This window comes from Pseudarthrobacter sp. lyk4-40-TYG-27 (genome assembly GCF_030209295.1).
GTDB lineage: Bacteria > Actinomycetota > Actinomycetes > Actinomycetales > Micrococcaceae > Arthrobacter.
Genome location: NZ_JARVSH010000002.1, coordinates 181,556 through 197,989 on the forward strand (window position 1 = coordinate 181,556; position 16,434 = coordinate 197,989).

Here is a 16,434-nt window from a genome sequence, read left to right on the forward strand (position 1 = left end):
ATTCCACGGGAACCCGGGGAGCCGGATACTGAACCTATGTGGGAGGAACGCGCTGAGCGCGCCCGGCGGGAGATCGCCGCGCTGGCCACAGACGGACTGGACTTGTCCGCCCTCTATGCCGCCGCCCTGGCACTGGTGCGGCAGTCGGTGCCGTTCGACCAGGCCTGCTGGGCCGGCGTGGACCCCGACACGATGGTGATGAATTCGGTCACCAACTGGCGGCCCTGGCCCGTCACCGACGAGTACGCCGTCCGGTTCGCCCAATCCGAGTATCAAGGGAACGAGCCGAATACCTTTGCCCAGTTGATGGGGCGTCCGCGCCCGGTGGCTCGGATTTCGGATGCGCCTGGCCCCGCGGTGGCCGGCAGCATCCGGATCAATGACCTCTTGCGCCCGCTGGGACTGGTGCATGAACTGCGCGGCGCGTTCCGCGTGGACCAGTCGTGCTGGGGAGTGGGCAGCCTGTTCCGTAATGGGGCGGTCGACTTCAGCGACCGGGAGATGGAATTCCTGGCAGCGGTTACTGGCACGCTCGCCGCCGCAACCCGCATCGCCACCCGCGCCCACCACGCGGTCTGGCACCAGCATGGGGGCCCGATCATCGTCCTCGCCGGCGATCGTGGTGAGTTGCGGGCCGCCACCCCGGCCGCCACCACGTGGCTCCAGGCACTCGAAGACGCGGCTCCGGGCCGGTTCAGCATGGTGCTGTACGCCGTGGTGGAACAGGCAAAGGCGTCACGCACCGGGACGGCGCGGACCCGGATGCGGGACCTCGACGCCGGTTGGGTGGTCCTTCAGGCCAGCCGGCTCCTCACCGGGGACGATCCCGGACAGATGGTGGTCACGGTGGAGCCGGCCACCACCGGCCAGTTGCTGACCCTCCTCCTGGCTGCCTACGGCTTCACCCCGAGGGAACAGGAAGTCTGCCTGGAACTCATCGCAGGCAGCCCGGACGCTGATATCTCCCGGCATCTGTTCATCTCGCCGCACACCGTCCACGACCACCTCAAATCCATCTTCGACAAAGTGGGGGTGGGCAGCCGCGGGGAACTGGTCGCCAGGCTGACGGCAACTGGGTAGCCTTGGGCGCATGCAGAAGATATCGGTCGACGCCTTGGCGCGCCAGCAGCTTGAGGCAGCGCTCGCATCCCCCAACGGTCGTGCCGCCGATACCGTTTACGGCGGCCACGAGAAAATCCTCCGGCAATCCGTGATGGCGATGGCGGCCGGAACCCGGTTGAGCGAACACAAGAACCCCGGCGACGCCACGGTGTTCGTGATCCGCGGCTGCATCCGGCTGACCGCGGGTGGAGACTCCTGGCAGGGCAAGGCGGGGGACCTGCTGATCGTCCCGCCCGGCCTGCACAGCCTGACGGCCGAAGAAGACTCCACCTTCCTGTTCACCGTGGCCAAGCACCGCGACTGACCCATCGACTGCTCCGCCGTTGTCGTTCCGGGCGCTGAAAACGACTGGTACGGAGCACTCGAAGCAGGTTTGTCAGGAACGGTCGGTGACGCTTTCCTTCACCGGCCGTGGCTCCAGCCAGATCCGCTCCCGCGGGCCCGGCGGATAGGCGTACCTCTTCCCGGCAAAGGTGATCAGCAACGCGGCAACCACCGGGATCGCCGCCGCGGCGGGGACCAGCAGCGCGCCGCCCACCACCAGGGCGGCCGAACCGTACAGGGCACCAACGGTGATGCCCAGCTGGATGGTCAGCACGGTCAGCCCGTTGGCGGCCTCGCTGTATTCACCGCCGGCCCGGAGGATCGCCGACTGGTTGTAGATGCCGATTGCCCCGAGGCCGGCCCCCCAGACCGTCATCAGCACCAGGGTGACGGGGAGGTTTCCTACCGCCAGGGGGAGTAAAAACATCGACGCGGCGATGGCCGCCGTCGTCACGATCAGGGACCGGCGCGGGCGCGAATCCACGGTCAGCCCGGCAATCCAGATGCCCAGCAGGCCAGAGCCGCCCAGCACGGTCAGGGAGAGGCTGGTGGCGTAGTCCGGCAGGTGCGCCTCGCGGATGAAGGGTGCGATGTAGGTAAAGAGAGCGAAGTGGGCCAACACGAGCAGCGGCCAGGCGACGGCCACGGACTTTACTCCGGGCTGGCCAATAGCCTTCCGAAGCGAGGGCCGGGCCGCGTCGGTAATGCGGCGGACCCGGGGGAGCAGCCAGAACGCGAGGACGGTGAGGACCAGCCCAAAGCCGGCCAGCACCAGGAACGCTGCCCGCCATCCCAGGAACCCGCCTAGGGCGGTGCCCACCGGAGCCCCGATGGCCAACCCCAGGCTGTTGCCGCTGAACACGATGGCCAAGGCCTTGCCCACCTTGTCCGCCGGGACCACCCGGGCCACGAACGGCGCCATGGTGGTCCAGAGCAGTCCGTGCGCCAGTCCACCCACCAACCTGGCGATCATCGCCGAGGTGAAGTCCGGCGCCATCCCCACCATGGCGTTGCTCAGCGCGAACGTCAGGACCAACGCGACGAGCAGCGCATGCCGTGGAATTTTCCCCAGGAGCCGCGCCGCCGGAACCACGGTGACAACAATGACGGCGGCGTACGCGGCGGCGAGGTAGCCGGCCACGGGCTCGGACACGCCGAGGCCGGAGCTGATCTGCGGAAGGAGCCCTGACGGCAGCAGCTCCGTGGTGATGGCAGTGAAGGCTATGGTGGCCAGCACCGCCATGGCGGCATAGGGAAAACGGGCAGGGGACGGCGCGGAAATCGCGGAAGGCATGGGGGTGCGTCCATTCAAGGGGTGGGGTTGGAAAGCGGCTCGCTGGCCGGACAAATTCCTCCCTTAAATTTACAGGATCGAACCCCCTGCTCCGCGCCGGTTACGGCGTGTTCAGGCGTGCGTCCAGCAAGCCGGCCGCGACCGCTGGAGCCAGTCCGGGCGCCAGCGGGAGGCGCGGGACTACGAGGCAGTGCCACAGGTGGTAGATATCCGCCTTGCCGGACCACACCGTCGAGGTGACATTGCCGTTCTCGTCGAGTTCCTGCTTCCAGGAACCGTGCTCGTAGTCGATGAACCAGTCGCGGGCGTGGTCCCAGATCCGCTCATACCAGTCCGCGTACTGTTGCTCGCCCGTGGCAATGTACAGGGCGGCCGCACCGCCGATCGCTTCCGCTGGTACCCACCGGATGCGGGTGGTGACAACGGGTTTGCCTTCCCAGTCGACTGTGTAGACAAAGCCCGGATGGCCGTCCGGTTGCCAGGCGTCACGGATGGCGGCATCGAACAAGCCCCGTGCATCCTCGAGGAGCCACTCCGGGACGTCCAGGCCGCGGGCCTCAAGCCCGGCACGGAGGTGGAGGAGCAGCCGCGCCCACTCCACCCAGTGGCCAGGGGTTCCACCGTAGGCGCGGAACTGGCTGGCGCGGTCATCGGTGTTGTACTCGGGCATGGGGTTCCAGTCCGGGTCGAAGTGCTCGAACACCCGGTAATTGTTGTTGCGCGCAAACCGGTGGATGAGCACCTCGGCGATGTGCAGGGCCCGTTCGAGCCACCTGTTCTCCCCGGTCACATCAGCCACGATGAGGTAGGCCTCCACCGAGTGCATGCTGGCGTTGCCGCCGCGGTATGCCTCGGTTTCCGTGAAGTCCCGGTTCCACGAGTCGAAGCACATGTTGGCCTCGTGGTCCCAGAACTTCGTGTCGGCGACCTGCAGCGCTTCATCCAGCAGCTCCCGCGCTCCGGGTCGACCGGCCGCGACGGCGCTTGCCGCGGCCAGGAGCACGAAGGAGTGCTGGTAGCCGGACTTGGTGTCGTCCACCGGACCGTCCTGGTCCACCTCCGCGTACCAACCGCCAAACTCGTCGTCGTGGAGGACGCCGTTGAGGGCGGCAATTCCGTGGTCCACGAGCGTGGCCGCTCCCGGCCGTCCCATCAGGGCGGCGACGGCGAAACTGTGCGTCATCCGCGCGGTGATCCACAGGTGGGTTGGCTTGTCGGCGAATACCTTGCCGTAGTTGTCGAGCCAGCCGAATCCGGTGGCGACCTTGGAGGCCTCGGCGAAACGGACCAACCGGTCGGTTTCCGCCTCAAGCCATCGTGCGTGGGCGGCGCTGTTCAGCCACGTCATGTCATGTCCTCTCAGTTCTCTCAGTTGCGTGGTAGGTAGAAAATATTGCGTCAGCCGGCGGCTTCAAGAACGCCGCGGACAATCGTGGCAGCCGCTCCCAGATAGGCCAGGACCACCAGGAGTTTCTGTGCTGCCCGGGCCGGAACAAATTTCGAGGCGACGTCGCCGAGCACCAGCCCGGCCAGGCAGGAGACGGCAACGGCACCCCACATGCCCAATGGCATCACGGGGAAGGTCGCGGGGGCAGTGATGGCCTTGGAGATGAGTGAGAACGTACCGATCGTGAAGAAGTACGGCTGCATGGTGGCAGCGAACGACTTATGCTGCCAATTGGTGGCGATCGAGTACATGCTGACGGCGGGCCCGCCCACCCCGGCGGCAGTGTTCATGAATCCGCTGAGGCCGCCGGCGGCCAGCAGGTAGCGCCGGCGCGACGGCAGCGTGGCGGACTTCAGTGCCAGCAGAACAGTCAGCCCGGCCGCGAGGAGCACCCCGATGGAGATCTCCAGCACCGGCGCTGGAATCAGGCGGATCAGGAAGGCCGCCGGAATGATGCCGAGCAGGGCAGAGGCAGCAAGAAACACGTAGCGCTTCCAGTCGATGTCGCGCAGCACCCGGAAGATAATGGCTCCTGCCGTCACCGCACCGCACACATTCACCAGCACCACGCCTTCCACCGGGCCCAGGAGCAGGACCAGGAACGGGGCCGCCACCAGCGCGAAGCCCATCCCGGTGATCCGCTGCATCCCGGCACCCATGACGACGGCCCCGAGGACCAGCCCGGTGGTCAGCATTTACGGTCTCCAGGCCACGTACTGGACCTCTTCGAACTCTTCGAGGCCCAAGCTCGATCCTTCCCGTCCCAGCCCTGACTGTTTGGCGCCGCCCATCGGGGCGAAGGCAACGGACGGCAGGGGGTCGTTCACGCCGACGATGCCGGCCTCAAGCTGCTCCGGGATCTCCCAGCCGCGCTTCGGGCTGCCGCTCCACACGTAAGCGGCCAGGCCCATCTCGGTGGCGTTCGCCTTCCGGATGGCGTCCTCCTCCGAGGAGAAGGTGACGACGCCGGCGGCCGGGCCGAACACCTCTTCGGTCACCAACAGTGCGTCGTCCGGAACATCGGCAAGCAGGGTGGGCGCCATGAACGCACCCCCGCCAGGGACCGCCGTGCGCTGGGTGACGCGGCGGGCGCCCCGGCCCAGGGCGTCGTCCACCAGCGCCTGTACGGCGGACACCCTGTCGGCATCGATGACCGGGCCCAGGTCCGGGACCTGCGCGCCGCCGTCGGGAACGCCATGACCGATGGTCATCGCGTCAAAGCGGGCGCCCAGCTTCCTTGCGAACTCGTCGGCGACGCTGTCCTGGACCAGGAACCTGTTGGCGGCCACGCAGGACTGGCCGGTGTTGCGGAGCCTGCCCAGGACGGCGCCGTCAACGGCCGCGTCAAGGTCCGCGTCCTCGAAGACGATGAACGGTGCGTTGCCGCCGAGTTCCAGCAGGGGCCGGACCACGCGCTCGGAGGCCGACGCCATGACCTGCCGGCCCACGCCCGTGGAACCGGTGAAACTTACGGCACGGACCGCCGGGTGGGCCATCAGCGCCGCGGTGATTTCGCGGGAAGGGCCATGGACCAGATTCACCACGCCGGCGGGAAAACCGGCGTCATTCAGGACTTCGAACAGGCCGGTCGCAGCCAACGGGGCCTTCTCGGACACCCTGCCCACCACGGTGCACCCGGCGGCGAGCATCGCGGCGAGCTTGCGGGCCTGGATGGAGACGGGGAAGTTCCACGGGGTGAGGCTGAGGGCCACACCGACGGGCTTGCGGTTGCTGAGGTGGCGGCGCCCCCGGAGTTCAGGTGGGCTGATGGTGCCGGTGGCGCGGCGGACCTCCTCGGCGAACCAGCGGAAGTACTCCACCGAGAAGTCCACCTCGCCCTGCGCTTCGGGAAGCCTCTTGCCTGCCTCGAGTGCCAGCGTGTGCGCGATTTCGTCGCGGCGTTCCGCCAACAGCCCCGCCGCGTTGCGGAGCAGGTCTGCCCGGTGGCGGGCGGTGGTGCGGGACCAGCTGCCGAAGGCCTCGGCGGCGGCGTCGGCGGCCTTGGTGGCGTCCCCGGCCGAGCCCCAGGCGACCTCGCCCACGGTGCTGCCGTTGCCCGGATCAGTCACGTCCCTTGCGGTTCCGGCAGTGTGCCAGGTGCCGTTGACAAGGTGCCGGGCTGATGTGAGGTTCATGGAAGGAGCCTTTCGTTGGGCCGTGAGGGCACCGCCGGTGCCGCGCGTCGTCGTTGTACTCATCCCTTGCTTGCCCCTGCCGTGATGCCGGCAACGAAGTAGCGCTGCAGGAAGACGTAGGCCACCACCACCGGCAGGGAAGCCAGGATCACGCCGGCGAACAGCAGCGGGTAATTGGTCTGGAACTCACCTTGGAAGCTGAGCAATGCCAGTGGCAGGGTCCGGTTGCCGGGGGACTGGATGAACAACAGCGGGTAGAGGAGCTCGTTCCAGTGGATGACGAACAGGAAGATGGCGGCCGCGGCGATCGACGGTGCGGAGAGCGGCAGGGCGATGGATGCGTAGGTCTTCCACGGCCCGCTGCCGTCGATGGAGGAAGCTTCATAGAGTTCCTTGGGCAAGGTCCGCATAAACCCGCCCAGGATGAAGACGGCAATGGGCAACGTGGACACGACGTTGGCCAGGATCAGGCCGGCCAGGTTGTCCAGCAAGCCCAGCCTGCCAAAGAGGACGTAGAGCGGCACCATGTTGGCCTGTGCCGGGATGGCCATGCCCAGGACCAGGAATCCGAAGATGGCCCAGGACATGAACCCCTTCAACCGGGACACTGCGTAGCCGGCCAGGCTGGCCACGAACAAGGTCAACGGCACCGAAACGCCGGTAACGATCACGCTGTTCATGAAGGACGAACCCAGGTTCTGGCCGCCCACCACCTCGACGAAGTTATCCGGGGCGAGTGAATGCGGAAGGCTGAACGGGCCGGCGAACAGTTCCTGGGTGGACTTGAAACTGCCGAACGCCACCACTGTCAGCGGAATGATGATGATGACCGCGTAGATGGCCAGGATGGCGCGGCGGCTTAGTGTTGCGAGCATGCTGCTAGTCCCCCTTCGGGGTGAGCCGGAGCAACCGGCGCTGCAGCCAGGTGACCAGGGCGATCATCGCCATGAAGATAATCGACTGGGCGGCGGCGTAGCCGAACTCCGAGTTGGCAAAGGTGCTGTATATGCGGGTGGAAAGGATATCCAGGGCTGCCTTGGGCGGGTTGCCGGCGATGCCAAGAATCAGGTCGAAGGCCTTGAAGGACTGCACGGTGGTGTAAGCCACCACGATGGAGGTGGCCGGGGCCACGAACGGCCAGGTGATGGATTTGAACTGCTGCCATTTGCTGGCGCCGTCCATCTCCGCCGCTTCGTAGAGTTCCTTGGGGATGGCCTGCAGCCCGGCGATGTAGACCACCATCATCTGGCCCGAATGGAACCAGACCTGGGTGACGGCCACCCAGTACAAAGCCTGGGCGTCGTTGCCGAGGTAGGCTCCACCCTCCACCCCGACGGTTCGGAGGACGGAGTTGGCCAGGCCGAAGTTGGGGTCGTAGATGAACTTCCAGATGAAGGCCACCGAGACGGAGGACAGGATGGTGGGGAAGAAGAACAGTGCCCGCAGCAGGATGCTGCCCCGCGAGTTCTTGGTCAGCAGCAGGGCCAGGACCAGCGAGAACGCTGTCTGGGCGATCACCACCAGCAGCACGAACTTCAGGTTGTTCGTCAGCGCGTTCGTAAACAGCGAGTCCTTGGTGAACGCCCGGACGAAGTTGTCCACGCCCACATAATTGAACGCCGCGGAGAATCCGTTCCAGTCCGTGATGGCGTACTGGAACGCCTGCAGCGTCGGCATCACCAGGAAGAAAGCGACGACGGCGACTGCGGGCAGCGGGAAAAGGTACAGGGCCGGATTCACCCGTGTGGGAGAGCGGCGGCGCACCTTGGCAGGGTTGTCGGGGGTGTGGTTGTCCGGGGCCTTCCGCCGGGCAGCCGTTCCCGGATGGATGCTCATAGCCGTTCGTCAACAATCTTCTGGGCGGCAGCGGCTGCCTGCTCCGGGCTGGTGCCGGAAATGACGGCCGTGGCGCTGGCCTCCACCGCGTTGCGGACATCGAGGTTATTGAACTGGAAGCGGGCGGCGAGTGCCGTCTTCTTCTGCAGCCAGGGACTGAGGCGCTTCAGGTCCGGGTTGGTGTACTCCACCTTGTCCACGGAGACGTGCTGGGCAGTCTGGTTGGCGTAGTATCCGGCGTTCTCGGGCTCGGAGAGGAAATCGATCCATGCCGCCGCGGCCGCCTGGTTCTTGCTGGCGGAGTTGACGCCCAGGATGAAGGTGGCGTTGTAGGCGCCCTCGTATTTGCCGTTGCCGTCGGAGGTGGTGTTGGGGAACACCAGGTCGATCGGGAACTTGGCACCGAGTCCGCGGACCGCGGCGAGGTGGTAGGAGCCGGTGGCGAGCATGGCGGCCTTGCCCTGGGAGAACAGGTTCTGGGCCGGTTCAACGGCGGTGCCGGTGGCGTTGGGCTGCACGAAGGGCTTCAGGTCCTTGTACTGGCCCAGCATCTTGAGGAACCAGTCGTCCGTGCACTTGAGCTTGCCCTGCTCGATCTGGGCGCACATGTCGTCCACGGGGGCGTTGTTGGCGATCATGCAGTTGAACAGCTGGCCGCCGTTTCCGACGTCGCCGCCCGGCCAGGAGATGGGAATGACCCCGGAGGCGGCGAGTTTTTCGCACATGCCCAGGAAGGCGTCCCAGTTCTTGGGCGAGGTTTCTGCACCGGCCTTGTCGAAGAGGTCCAGGTTGGCCATGGGCATGGGGAAGACCACCTGGTAGGGCAGGCCGAGCTGGTTGTCGCCGCTCTGCCCGGCGGACAGGAGTCCCTTTTGGTAGTTGCCTACGGCTTTGCTGCCCTTGAGGTCGGTGTACACCCCGGCCTCGGTGAAGTTCTTAAACTGGGAGCCGCGGAAGGTGGCGAACGCGTCGCCGATGGAGCCGCCGCGAAGCTTCTGCAGTGCCTGGGCGTTGTAGTCGTTGGAGGTCGAGATGTCCTGGGCAATTTCCACGCCGTCGTGTTGTGCCACGAAGCGCTTGATGAGTTCGTCGAATACGGCCTTGTCCTCGCCGCGCCAGTGGGCGAAGGACACCTTGCCGGTGACGGCTCCGGTGGCGGGTGCCGACGGACCGGTTGCCCCTCCCGGCTTTGTGGAACCGCCGGGCCCGGCGCACGCTGCCGCGGCGGCGCCGAAGCCCAGGGCCCCGAGAAGGGCGACTGCCTGCCGGCGTGAAATCTGACTCACAATAATCTCCTCGTTGAGTGTTTGCTGTGCCTTGTTTGCTTGCTGCTGAGAGGGGCCGGGCCCCGTGACGGTGCTTGTGGTGCGGGAGAACTGCCTAGGCGTTGGTCCTCTGGGCGGACACGACGTCGTCCACCACGGCGCAAAGGCGCTGCAGCCTGCGGACGGCGTCGGTGGAGAGGGATTCGACGACGTCGGGAGCGCCGATGCAGGAAGCCCAGACTGCGCGTCCGGAGAGGAAGCCGCTGGCACCTTCGAGGCAGGCCCACCGGACGGCGTCCGGGAAGACGTCTTCGGGAACACCGGAGGAGAGGACCACCCACGGGCCGTCGATGGCTTTGGTGAGCTCGGCGCAGGCATCGCGGACGTCAGCTTCCGAAGCCTGGCCGTGGAACGGGACCTCGGCCTTGTACAAGTCGGCACCCAGGCTGCCCAGTTCCTTGGCAGCGGCCAGGATGCCCGCGTTCCAGTCAAAGTCGCCGCCGGCCAGGGGCTTGCGGGAGACGGGTTCGATGATGCTGATCAGCCCCGCGGACCGGCAGCTGTCCACGAACTCGCGGACCATGGCCACGCGGCCCTCGGCGGGTTCGTCCGGGCGGTAGAGCACCAGCAGCTTCAGGGCCTTGACGCCGAGGGCGGCGTATTTGTGCGGATCCACCAGGCGGTCGATGGTCACTTCGCCCACCAGTTCGCCGTGGGCGGGTTCAAAGTGGTCGGCGGAGGCGATCAGCCCGCAGCCGGGGTCCACCACGCCTGCCTCGATGGCCTGGTCCAGGGCGAACTGGCGGTCGATGAGGACGCCGGAGGCATAAGGGGTCAGGATGCGGGCCGCCTCGAGCTTGAAGTCCCGGAGGTCCTGGTCCGTGACGGGCTGGTCGGTGTGCTCTGCGAACATGTTGCGCATGGCTTCGCGCTGGTCAACGGCGAGCATCGCAAAGGCGCCTGAGGGCCGTTGGAGCGGGGAGAGGTCTGCATGGTTCATGGGCTGGCTACTTTCAGCTGGGCGGGTTGGGTCAGGAATGGTGGTTGGAGGCGAATTCGGTGGTGATGGCCTGGCGGGGGATGGCAGAGCGGCCGTCCAGCCCGGCACAGGATGCTGCGGCGGTGCGGCCGGCGAATGCGGCGGCGTCCACCAACGGCAGGCCTGCGGCAACGGCTGCGAGGAGCGCGCCGTGGTAGACATCGCCGGCGCCGAGGGTGGAAACGATGTCCGCCGGCGTGGCCGGTACGTGGACGGGATCCCCTCCGTGTTCCAGGACCCAGGCGCCGTCTGAGCCGGCGGTGGCCACGACGGCCGCGGCGCCGTCGTCGAGCGCTTTGCGCAGGAGGGCTCCGGGGGAGTGCCCGGCGCCGTACTCTGCCTGGAGCCTTTCCACGGTAGGTACGTAGAGTGCGATGCCGCGGGGGCTAAAGGATGGGATGGGATTGCCGGCGTCCACGCTGATGTTCAGCGATCCGGAGCGGGCACCTGCGACGGCATTCCATCCCAAGTGGTCGGCATGGACCCAGGCGGCGGATGCCAGCAGGTCGAAGAAGCGGCTGCCCGCAGGGAACCTGACCGGCGGCACGGGCCTGGTGACGATGGCCCGGCTCTCGGTTGCCTTGCTGACGATGATCACGCTGGCGCCGGTCTTGACGCCGCGATCGCGGATCACGGCGGAGGTGTCCACGCCTTCGGCTTTCAGCCCGGAAATGATGCGGTCGCCTTCTTCGTCGGTGCCGAGGACGCCGGCGAAGGCGGTATCCGCCCCCGCCCGTGCTGCTGCGACGGCTGCCGTGGCTGCAGGGCCGCCGCCCGCCGTCGCGAAATCCGTGGCCACGGTCCGGCTGTCCGCAGCGGGGTAATCCTGCACCAGGGCAATGGAGTCAAGAGTGGCGCAGCCTACGAAGAGCAGGGGTCCAGTTGACGGTTGGGGCACGTTCCACCTCGTTGTAGTTCCGGCTGGTATTGAAGAAATATACACACGCTATGTTGGAAAAACAACACTTTCTGTATAGTTGTGTTTGGGATGCAACGCCGCACCCCCCACTCAACGTAGAGAAACGGAGCAGCTCATGTCATTGCCTACTGCGGAATCTGTCCGGACCATCCGGTACGGACTCATCGGGGCAGGCCACATGGCCCGCGAACATGTCAGGAACCTCGCCTTGATCCCCGGGAGCCGGATCACCGCAGTGTCAGACCCCACGCCGTCATCCCTCGACGAGACTGCCAAGGAAATCGGCTACGACGTGCAACTCTTCACCTCCCACCAGGAACTGCTGGCCTCGGGAATGGTTGACGCGCTGGTGATTGCCAGCCCCAACGACACCCACTTGGGCATCCTGAAGGACATCTTCGCCAGCGGCACCAACCTCCCGGTCCTGGTCGAAAAGCCCGTATGCACCAGCGCAGAACAGGCGGACCAGCTCGAAGTCCTCGCCGCGGGCTACCCGGCACCGGTGTGGGTTGCCATGGAGTACCGGTACATGCCGCCGGTCCAGGAGGTTATCCAGGCGGCACACACCGGAAAGCTTGGGAACATCTACATGCTTTCCATCGTGGAACACCGCTTCCCGTTCCTGCACAAGGTGGATTCCTGGAACCGCTTCGCCGAGCGGACGGGCGGCACCCTGGTGGAGAAGTGCTGCCACTTCTTCGACCTGATGCGCCTGATCCTCCAGGACGAGCCCGTCCGGATTTACGCCAGCGGCGGCCACGACGTCAACCATATGGACGAGGTGTACGACGGCAAGGTCCCGGACATGGTGGACAACGCCTACGTCATCGTCGATTTCAAGGGAGGCCGGCGGGCCATGCTGGAGCTGTCCATGTTCGCCGAAGGGTCAAAGTTCCAGGAGCGGATCTCCATCGTGGGCGACGCCGCCAAGATCGAAACCCTCATCCCGGTGGCGGCCAACCACTGGATCCCCGGCGACGAAGCCGAGGCGACCGTGGAATTCAGCCCCCGGTCCCCGCTGGGCCCCCTGAAGCATGACGTGCCGGTGGATGAGGCGGTCCTCGCCGCCGGCGCCCACCACGGCTCCACGTACTACGAGCACCTTCAATACCGGAAGGCAATCCTGGGCGAAGGCCCCGTAGAGGTGACTGTTGCCGACGGCCTGCAGTCCGTGCGGATGGGCCTGGCAGCGGAACGTTCTATTACGGAAGGACGCCCCGTGGAGCTCGCGAATGCGGCTTCCGGGGTACGTTCATAAGAAGATTTGTGTTGGAAGTCCAACACGCCGCCAGGCTCTGCCCGGCGCATTGGGGAGGGATAAGCAGCTTATGAGCACAGCACATGGAGAGGCGCCGCTGACGCCGCGCCAGCGCACCATCCTCGATGAGTTGGGACGGAAAGGCTTCATTTCCACGAACGACCTCGCGGGGACGTTCGCAGTCTCCGACATGACCGTGCGGCGGGACACCCGGGTGCTGGCCAAGCGGGGCCTGGCCCGGGTGGTCCACGGCGGGGTCAGTGCCGTGGACGGGCACGGCCAGAACGCCGACTTCGCCGCCCGGGTCCGGGAGGACGCAGACGCCAAGCTCCGGGTCGCACGGGCCTGTGTGTCGATGATCAGCGAACGGGACGCCATCATCCTTGACGCCGGTACCACCACGTACCAGATCGCCCAGGAACTGCCCACGTCCTTCAGGGGGACCATCATCACCCACTCGGCCCCGGCCATCCAGCGCTGCCTGCAGCTGACCGAGGCGCGCACCATCTGCCTCGGCGGGGAACTGTTGCTGGACAGCCAGGCGTTCAACGGTCCCATGACCGTGAGCGCGGCTGCAGGTTTGCGCGCCAAGACGGCGTTCATCGGGGTGACCGGTATCCACGATGAGGCCTTCTACATCGAACGCGACGTGGAGCGCGCCACTAAGATCGCCCTTATGAATTCGGCGGAACAGGTAGTGGTGGTGGCAACGCACCAGAAGATGCTCAGGTATGCGCTGGCGCGGCTGGCAGCATTTGATGCGGTGGACATCCTGGTGACGGATGCCCCGCCGCCGCAGGAAATCGAGGATGCCCTGGGCGCCGCCAACGTCAAGCTGATGGTCGCCGCATGAGCGCCCGCCTGCGCGTCTGCCTGCCCGCCCAAGACCTGCTGGACGCACTCGCCCCGGTGGACGGCGTCGAGTTTGTGCTCTGGGACCTCGCGGGCCCCGCCCCCGAGGGCCGGCTGGACCTCCTGGTGCCGCCCTACATGGGCAAGCCGTCCGCGCTCGCCGCGCTGGCAGGCGTGGACGTAGGCCTGGTGCAGAGCCAGTCCATCGGGTACGACGGCGTAGCGGGCATCCTGCCCGGCGGTGTCACCTTTGCCAACGCGGCCGGAGTCCATGAGACCTCGACGGCGGAGCTCGCCGTGGGCATGATGATCGCGTCCCAGCGAGGCATCCCGGACTTTGTCCGGAACCAGGACAACAGCACATGGGACAACAGCCAGCGCCCCAGCCTGGCGGACCGGCGCGTCCTGCTGGTGGGTTACGGGGGAGTCGGCAAGGCCATCGAGGCCCGGCTCCTCCCGTTCGAAGCCGAGGTCACCCGGATGGCCAGCCGTTCACGCGAGGACGGTGGCGGAACCATCCACGGGATCGACTCTCTCTACGAACAGCTGCCGCTGCACGAGATCGTAGTGGTCAGTGTTCCCCTCAACGGGCAAACAGAGCACCTTGTGGACGCCAAGTTCCTCGCCGCCATGCCGGACGGCGCCCTGCTGGTGAACGTGGCCCGCGGCCCTGTGGCCAACACCGACGCGCTGCTGGCCGAGACTGCAACCGGCAGGCTCCGCGCCGCCCTGGACGTCACGGATCCGGAACCGCTGCCCGCCGGCCACCCGCTGTGGACCACCCCCGGAGTGCTCATCACTCCGCACGTGGGCGGCGCCAGCTCGGCCATGTTCCCCCGCATGGTTCGCCTGGTCAGGAAGCAGATCGGACTGCTGCTCGAGGGCCGCGAACCCGTCAACGTGGTCCTCCCTTAACGCCGGCGGCCTGCGGCCCTATGCTTGGCCCATGTCTACTTTCGAAGTCCGCCGCAGCGCGGTCATCCCTGCCTCTGCCGAGGAGATCTTTCCGCTGGTGAACAACTTCCACGAATGGACCGCCTGGTCCCCCTGGGAGGCGGTCGATCCGGGCATGAGCCGCCGCTACTTCGGCAGCGAATCAGGGGCCGGCGCAGGCTATGAGTGGAACGGGAACCGCAAGGCCGGCAGCGGAACCATGGAGATCGTGGAGTCGGTGCCTCCGAGCCGCATAGGGATCCGGCTGCAATTCACCAAGCCGTTCAAGGCCCTGAACCCCACGACGTTCACGTTCAGCCCGGCTCCTGGCGGCACCGAGGTGACGTGGCTGATGACCGGGGAGAACAAAGGGCTCGGTAAGGTCTTTGCCCTGTTCATGAACATGGACAAGCTGGTGGGCGGCGACTTTGAGCGCGGCCTCGCGGCGCTCGCAGCCACGGTCGCCGCCCGGAAGGGCTGATCGCTCCATGGGCGTCGTGGATGATGCCCTGGCCGCGACGGATGAACCGGGCCGCGGCTGCCTCCGGCATGTGGTGGAGATTGCCCGGTCCGTGGCCCCGGACGCCACCGAGGGCTTGAGCTACGGGATGCCGGCCCTCAAGGTCGACGGCAAGCCGCTGGTGGCTGCCGTGGCCGCGGCCAAGCACCTTTCGATCTTTCCATTCTCCTCGGCCGTGGTGGAGGCGGTGGCCGGACGCCTGGAGGGCTACTCGCTGTCCAAGGGAACCATCCGCTTCAGCGCAGCCAGGCCGGTGCCGGACGACGTCGTAGCGGACATCGTCAGGCTGCGGCTGGCGGAAATCCGGAAGTGAAACCCTGCAGTTAAGGACGTCGGTTGGTTCCGCAACGGGAGGGTCTCTGCGAAAATTATCCAGTGACTTTACTTAAGCGGACAACCTCTTTGCCGGCTGATGGACCTCCGCGGTTTGTTGATCCCCGCCGTACGGGAGCCCTGCTTGGCCTTGGGGGTGCATGCCTCTTCGTGTTCTCCTACACGCCCGGGTTTGCGGACCTATTGTCCGGCGCCGCGCGCGTCCTGGTCCTCGGGGCTGTGGGCGCCAGCCTGTGGTTCCTCTTCGCCAGGCCACGTTTCCTGGGACCCTTCGTGCCACCCCGCGGCAGACACATCGCGGTCTATGTCCTGTGCGTGGTGGTTGAATTCGCGCTGATAGCGGCCGGTAGTTCATTGCTTGACGCCCGAGGCGCGCTGGCGCTGCGTCCGGCGCTGATCGCACTGGTGGTCGGCCTCCATTTCCTGCCGTTCGCGTGGGCCTTCAAGGAGCCCATGTTCTACCTTCTGGGCGGACTGCTCGCAGCGATTGGCGGTATAGGCCTGCTGAGCGGGACGGAACCGGGCGCGGCGTCGGCGGCGGCGACCGCCGGAGTGGCCATGGCGCTGGTCCTGCTTGCCTACAGCCTCGGAGCCTTCTCCAAGCTTCGGCGGGCAGGAACGCCTGCGAAGCGGTGAGGAACGCTGTGGCAGGACCAAAGGACCTGCCGGCCCGTCCACAGCGGCGCCTATCCTGAACCCATGCCTGGCACCTTCGCGTCCCTGGTGGACACCTTCAAGAACATGGGCGTGGCCCGCGCCTACGGCACGACGGTCACCCTCGGCGGGGAGGAGATCGTGCCCGTGGCGCTGGTCTCCTTCGGCTTCGGTGGAGGCATGGAATCGGAGAAAGGTGCATCAGGTGGAGGCGGCGGCGGGTTCGTCCTGCCCTTGGGGGTGTACCGGACAGTCAATGGCAGGGCGGCGTTCCGCCCCAACACCATCGCCGTCCTGGCATGCCTGGTTCCCCTGGTGGCCGTGGCAGGCAGGGCGGCCCGCAGGGCCATCTCGGCGGCCCGGAAATAGCTGCACTGCCGCTGCCCCACCCGCAATAAAACCCCTATTCCATGCGGGGACGAACAGTTCCATAATGGCCTCGTAGACTTCGGGAACCCCGTGCCGATGGCTTCTGCCACCGCGGATCAGGGAGCTCCAGGTGG

At 66.6% G+C, this 16,434-nt stretch carries 18 protein-coding genes; 9 read left to right on the forward strand and 9 right to left on the reverse strand.

The features are described 5' to 3' along the window. Positions 1-36: 36 nt before the first annotated feature. Both QRM96_RS04265 and QRM96_RS04270 read left to right on the forward strand, forming a co-directional pair. Positions 37-1,080 carry a helix-turn-helix transcriptional regulator gene (locus QRM96_RS04265; RefSeq protein WP_285318525.1) on the forward strand — a complete coding sequence of 348 codons (1,044 nt, stop codon included), beginning with the start codon at positions 37-39 and terminating at the stop codon, positions 1,078-1,080. A gap of 10 nt (positions 1,081-1,090) precedes the next feature. Beyond that, positions 1,091-1,426 (forward strand): cupin domain-containing protein, encoded by a 336-nt coding sequence (locus QRM96_RS04270; RefSeq protein WP_018762258.1) that lies wholly within the window; start codon positions 1,091-1,093, stop codon positions 1,424-1,426. A 72-nt stretch (positions 1,427-1,498) separates the two neighbouring features. On the opposite strand, the gene QRM96_RS04275 is transcribed toward QRM96_RS04270, so the two are convergent. From QRM96_RS04275 to QRM96_RS04315, 9 genes are all read right to left on the reverse strand, one after another. Beyond that, entirely contained in the window at positions 1,499-2,740 is a 1,242-nt protein-coding gene (locus QRM96_RS04275; protein WP_018762259.1) for an MFS transporter, read from the reverse strand. A gap of 100 nt (positions 2,741-2,840) precedes the next feature. Beyond that, positions 2,841-4,088 carry an AGE family epimerase/isomerase gene (locus QRM96_RS04280; protein WP_018762260.1) on the reverse strand — a complete coding sequence of 416 codons (1,248 nt, stop codon included), beginning with the start codon at positions 4,086-4,088 and terminating at the stop codon, positions 2,841-2,843. A gap of 50 nt (positions 4,089-4,138) precedes the next feature. Continuing rightward, complete coding sequence (locus QRM96_RS04285) at positions 4,139-4,882, reverse strand: sulfite exporter TauE/SafE family protein (RefSeq protein WP_018762261.1); 744 nt, start codon at positions 4,880-4,882, stop codon at positions 4,139-4,141. Beyond that, positions 4,883-6,322, reverse strand: a complete 1,440-nt coding sequence (locus QRM96_RS04290; RefSeq protein ID WP_018762262.1) for an NAD-dependent succinate-semialdehyde dehydrogenase — start codon at positions 6,320-6,322, stop codon at positions 4,883-4,885. 59 nt (positions 6,323-6,381) lie between these two features. Then, positions 6,382-7,197, reverse strand: coding sequence for a carbohydrate ABC transporter permease (locus QRM96_RS04295; protein WP_018762263.1), 816 nt, complete (start codon positions 7,195-7,197; stop codon positions 6,382-6,384). A gap of 4 nt (positions 7,198-7,201) precedes the next feature. After that, positions 7,202-8,158, reverse strand: a complete 957-nt coding sequence (locus QRM96_RS04300) for a carbohydrate ABC transporter permease (protein WP_285318528.1) — start codon at positions 8,156-8,158, stop codon at positions 7,202-7,204. Further along, positions 8,155-9,444 carry an ABC transporter substrate-binding protein gene (locus QRM96_RS04305; RefSeq protein WP_018762265.1) on the reverse strand — a complete coding sequence of 430 codons (1,290 nt, stop codon included), beginning with the start codon at positions 9,442-9,444 and terminating at the stop codon, positions 8,155-8,157. Before QRM96_RS04305 ends, QRM96_RS04300 begins: the two co-directional genes overlap by 4 nt. A 94-nt stretch (positions 9,445-9,538) precedes the next feature. After that, entirely contained in the window at positions 9,539-10,423 is an 885-nt protein-coding gene (locus QRM96_RS04310) for an aldolase (protein WP_285318529.1), read from the reverse strand. Between the two features lie 31 nt (positions 10,424-10,454). Beyond that, positions 10,455-11,360, reverse strand: a complete 906-nt coding sequence (locus QRM96_RS04315; RefSeq protein ID WP_285318531.1) for a PfkB family carbohydrate kinase — start codon at positions 11,358-11,360, stop codon at positions 10,455-10,457. A 136-nt stretch (positions 11,361-11,496) separates the two neighbouring features. Here QRM96_RS04315 and QRM96_RS04320 point away from each other — a divergent pair, with 136 nt between their 5' ends. The 7 genes from QRM96_RS04320 to QRM96_RS04350 all read left to right on the forward strand — a co-directional run bounded on the left by QRM96_RS04320 (position 11,497) and on the right by QRM96_RS04350 (position 16,300). Beyond that, positions 11,497-12,639 (forward strand): Gfo/Idh/MocA family protein, encoded by a 1,143-nt coding sequence (locus QRM96_RS04320; protein ID WP_285318533.1) that lies wholly within the window; start codon positions 11,497-11,499, stop codon positions 12,637-12,639. 70 nt (positions 12,640-12,709) lie between these two features. Next, positions 12,710-13,492, forward strand: coding sequence for a DeoR/GlpR family DNA-binding transcription regulator (locus QRM96_RS04325; protein WP_109863974.1), 783 nt, complete (start codon positions 12,710-12,712; stop codon positions 13,490-13,492). Continuing rightward, the gene (locus QRM96_RS04330) at positions 13,489-14,406 is read left to right on the forward strand and encodes a 2-hydroxyacid dehydrogenase (protein WP_285318534.1); all 918 of its coding nucleotides are present in this window, start codon (positions 13,489-13,491) and stop codon (positions 14,404-14,406) included. Before QRM96_RS04325 ends, QRM96_RS04330 begins: the two co-directional genes overlap by 4 nt. Positions 14,407-14,437: 31 nt before the next feature. Then, complete coding sequence (locus tag QRM96_RS04335; RefSeq protein ID WP_285318536.1) at positions 14,438-14,905, forward strand: SRPBCC family protein; 468 nt, start codon at positions 14,438-14,440, stop codon at positions 14,903-14,905. 7 nt (positions 14,906-14,912) lie between these two features. After that, positions 14,913-15,257: an iron chaperone gene (locus QRM96_RS04340; RefSeq protein WP_285318538.1), complete on the forward strand. Its 345-nt coding sequence runs from the start codon at positions 14,913-14,915 to the stop codon at positions 15,255-15,257. A gap of 62 nt (positions 15,258-15,319) precedes the next feature. Beyond that, positions 15,320-15,913 (forward strand): DUF7010 family protein, encoded by a 594-nt coding sequence (locus QRM96_RS04345; protein WP_285318540.1) that lies wholly within the window; start codon positions 15,320-15,322, stop codon positions 15,911-15,913. Positions 15,914-15,976: 63 nt separating this feature from the next. Further along, positions 15,977-16,300, forward strand: coding sequence for a hypothetical protein (locus tag QRM96_RS04350; RefSeq protein WP_285318542.1), 324 nt, complete (start codon positions 15,977-15,979; stop codon positions 16,298-16,300). Positions 16,301-16,434: the final 134 nt, after the last annotated feature.

Coding starts and splice junctions, on each gene's coding strand:
- QRM96_RS04300 (WP_285318528.1), bottom strand. CDS start 8,158: ATGAGCATCCATCCGGGAACGGCTGCCCGGCGGAAGGCCCCGGACAAC.
- QRM96_RS04295 (WP_018762263.1), bottom strand. CDS start 7,197: ATGCTCGCAACACTAAGCCGCCGCGCCATCCTGGCCATCTACGCGGTC.
- QRM96_RS04285 (WP_018762261.1), bottom strand. CDS start 4,882: ATGCTGACCACCGGGCTGGTCCTCGGGGCCGTCGTCATGGGTGCCGGG.
- QRM96_RS04270 (WP_018762258.1), top strand. CDS start 1,091: ATGCAGAAGATATCGGTCGACGCCTTGGCGCGCCAGCAGCTTGAGGCA.
- QRM96_RS04320 (WP_285318533.1), top strand. CDS start 11,497: ATGTCATTGCCTACTGCGGAATCTGTCCGGACCATCCGGTACGGACTC.
- QRM96_RS04340 (WP_285318538.1), top strand. CDS start 14,913: ATGGGCGTCGTGGATGATGCCCTGGCCGCGACGGATGAACCGGGCCGC.
- QRM96_RS04310 (WP_285318529.1), bottom strand. CDS start 10,423: ATGAACCATGCAGACCTCTCCCCGCTCCAACGGCCCTCAGGCGCCTTT.
- QRM96_RS04350 (WP_285318542.1), top strand. CDS start 15,977: ATGCCTGGCACCTTCGCGTCCCTGGTGGACACCTTCAAGAACATGGGC.
- QRM96_RS04290 (WP_018762262.1), bottom strand. CDS start 6,322: ATGAACCTCACATCAGCCCGGCACCTTGTCAACGGCACCTGGCACACT.
- QRM96_RS04335 (WP_285318536.1), top strand. CDS start 14,438: ATGTCTACTTTCGAAGTCCGCCGCAGCGCGGTCATCCCTGCCTCTGCC.
- QRM96_RS04275 (WP_018762259.1), bottom strand. CDS start 2,740: ATGCCTTCCGCGATTTCCGCGCCGTCCCCTGCCCGTTTTCCCTATGCC.
- QRM96_RS04330 (WP_285318534.1), top strand. CDS start 13,489: ATGAGCGCCCGCCTGCGCGTCTGCCTGCCCGCCCAAGACCTGCTGGAC.
- QRM96_RS04280 (WP_018762260.1), bottom strand. CDS start 4,088: ATGACGTGGCTGAACAGCGCCGCCCACGCACGATGGCTTGAGGCGGAA.
- QRM96_RS04265 (WP_285318525.1), top strand. CDS start 37: ATGTGGGAGGAACGCGCTGAGCGCGCCCGGCGGGAGATCGCCGCGCTG.
- QRM96_RS04325 (WP_109863974.1), top strand. CDS start 12,710: ATGAGCACAGCACATGGAGAGGCGCCGCTGACGCCGCGCCAGCGCACC.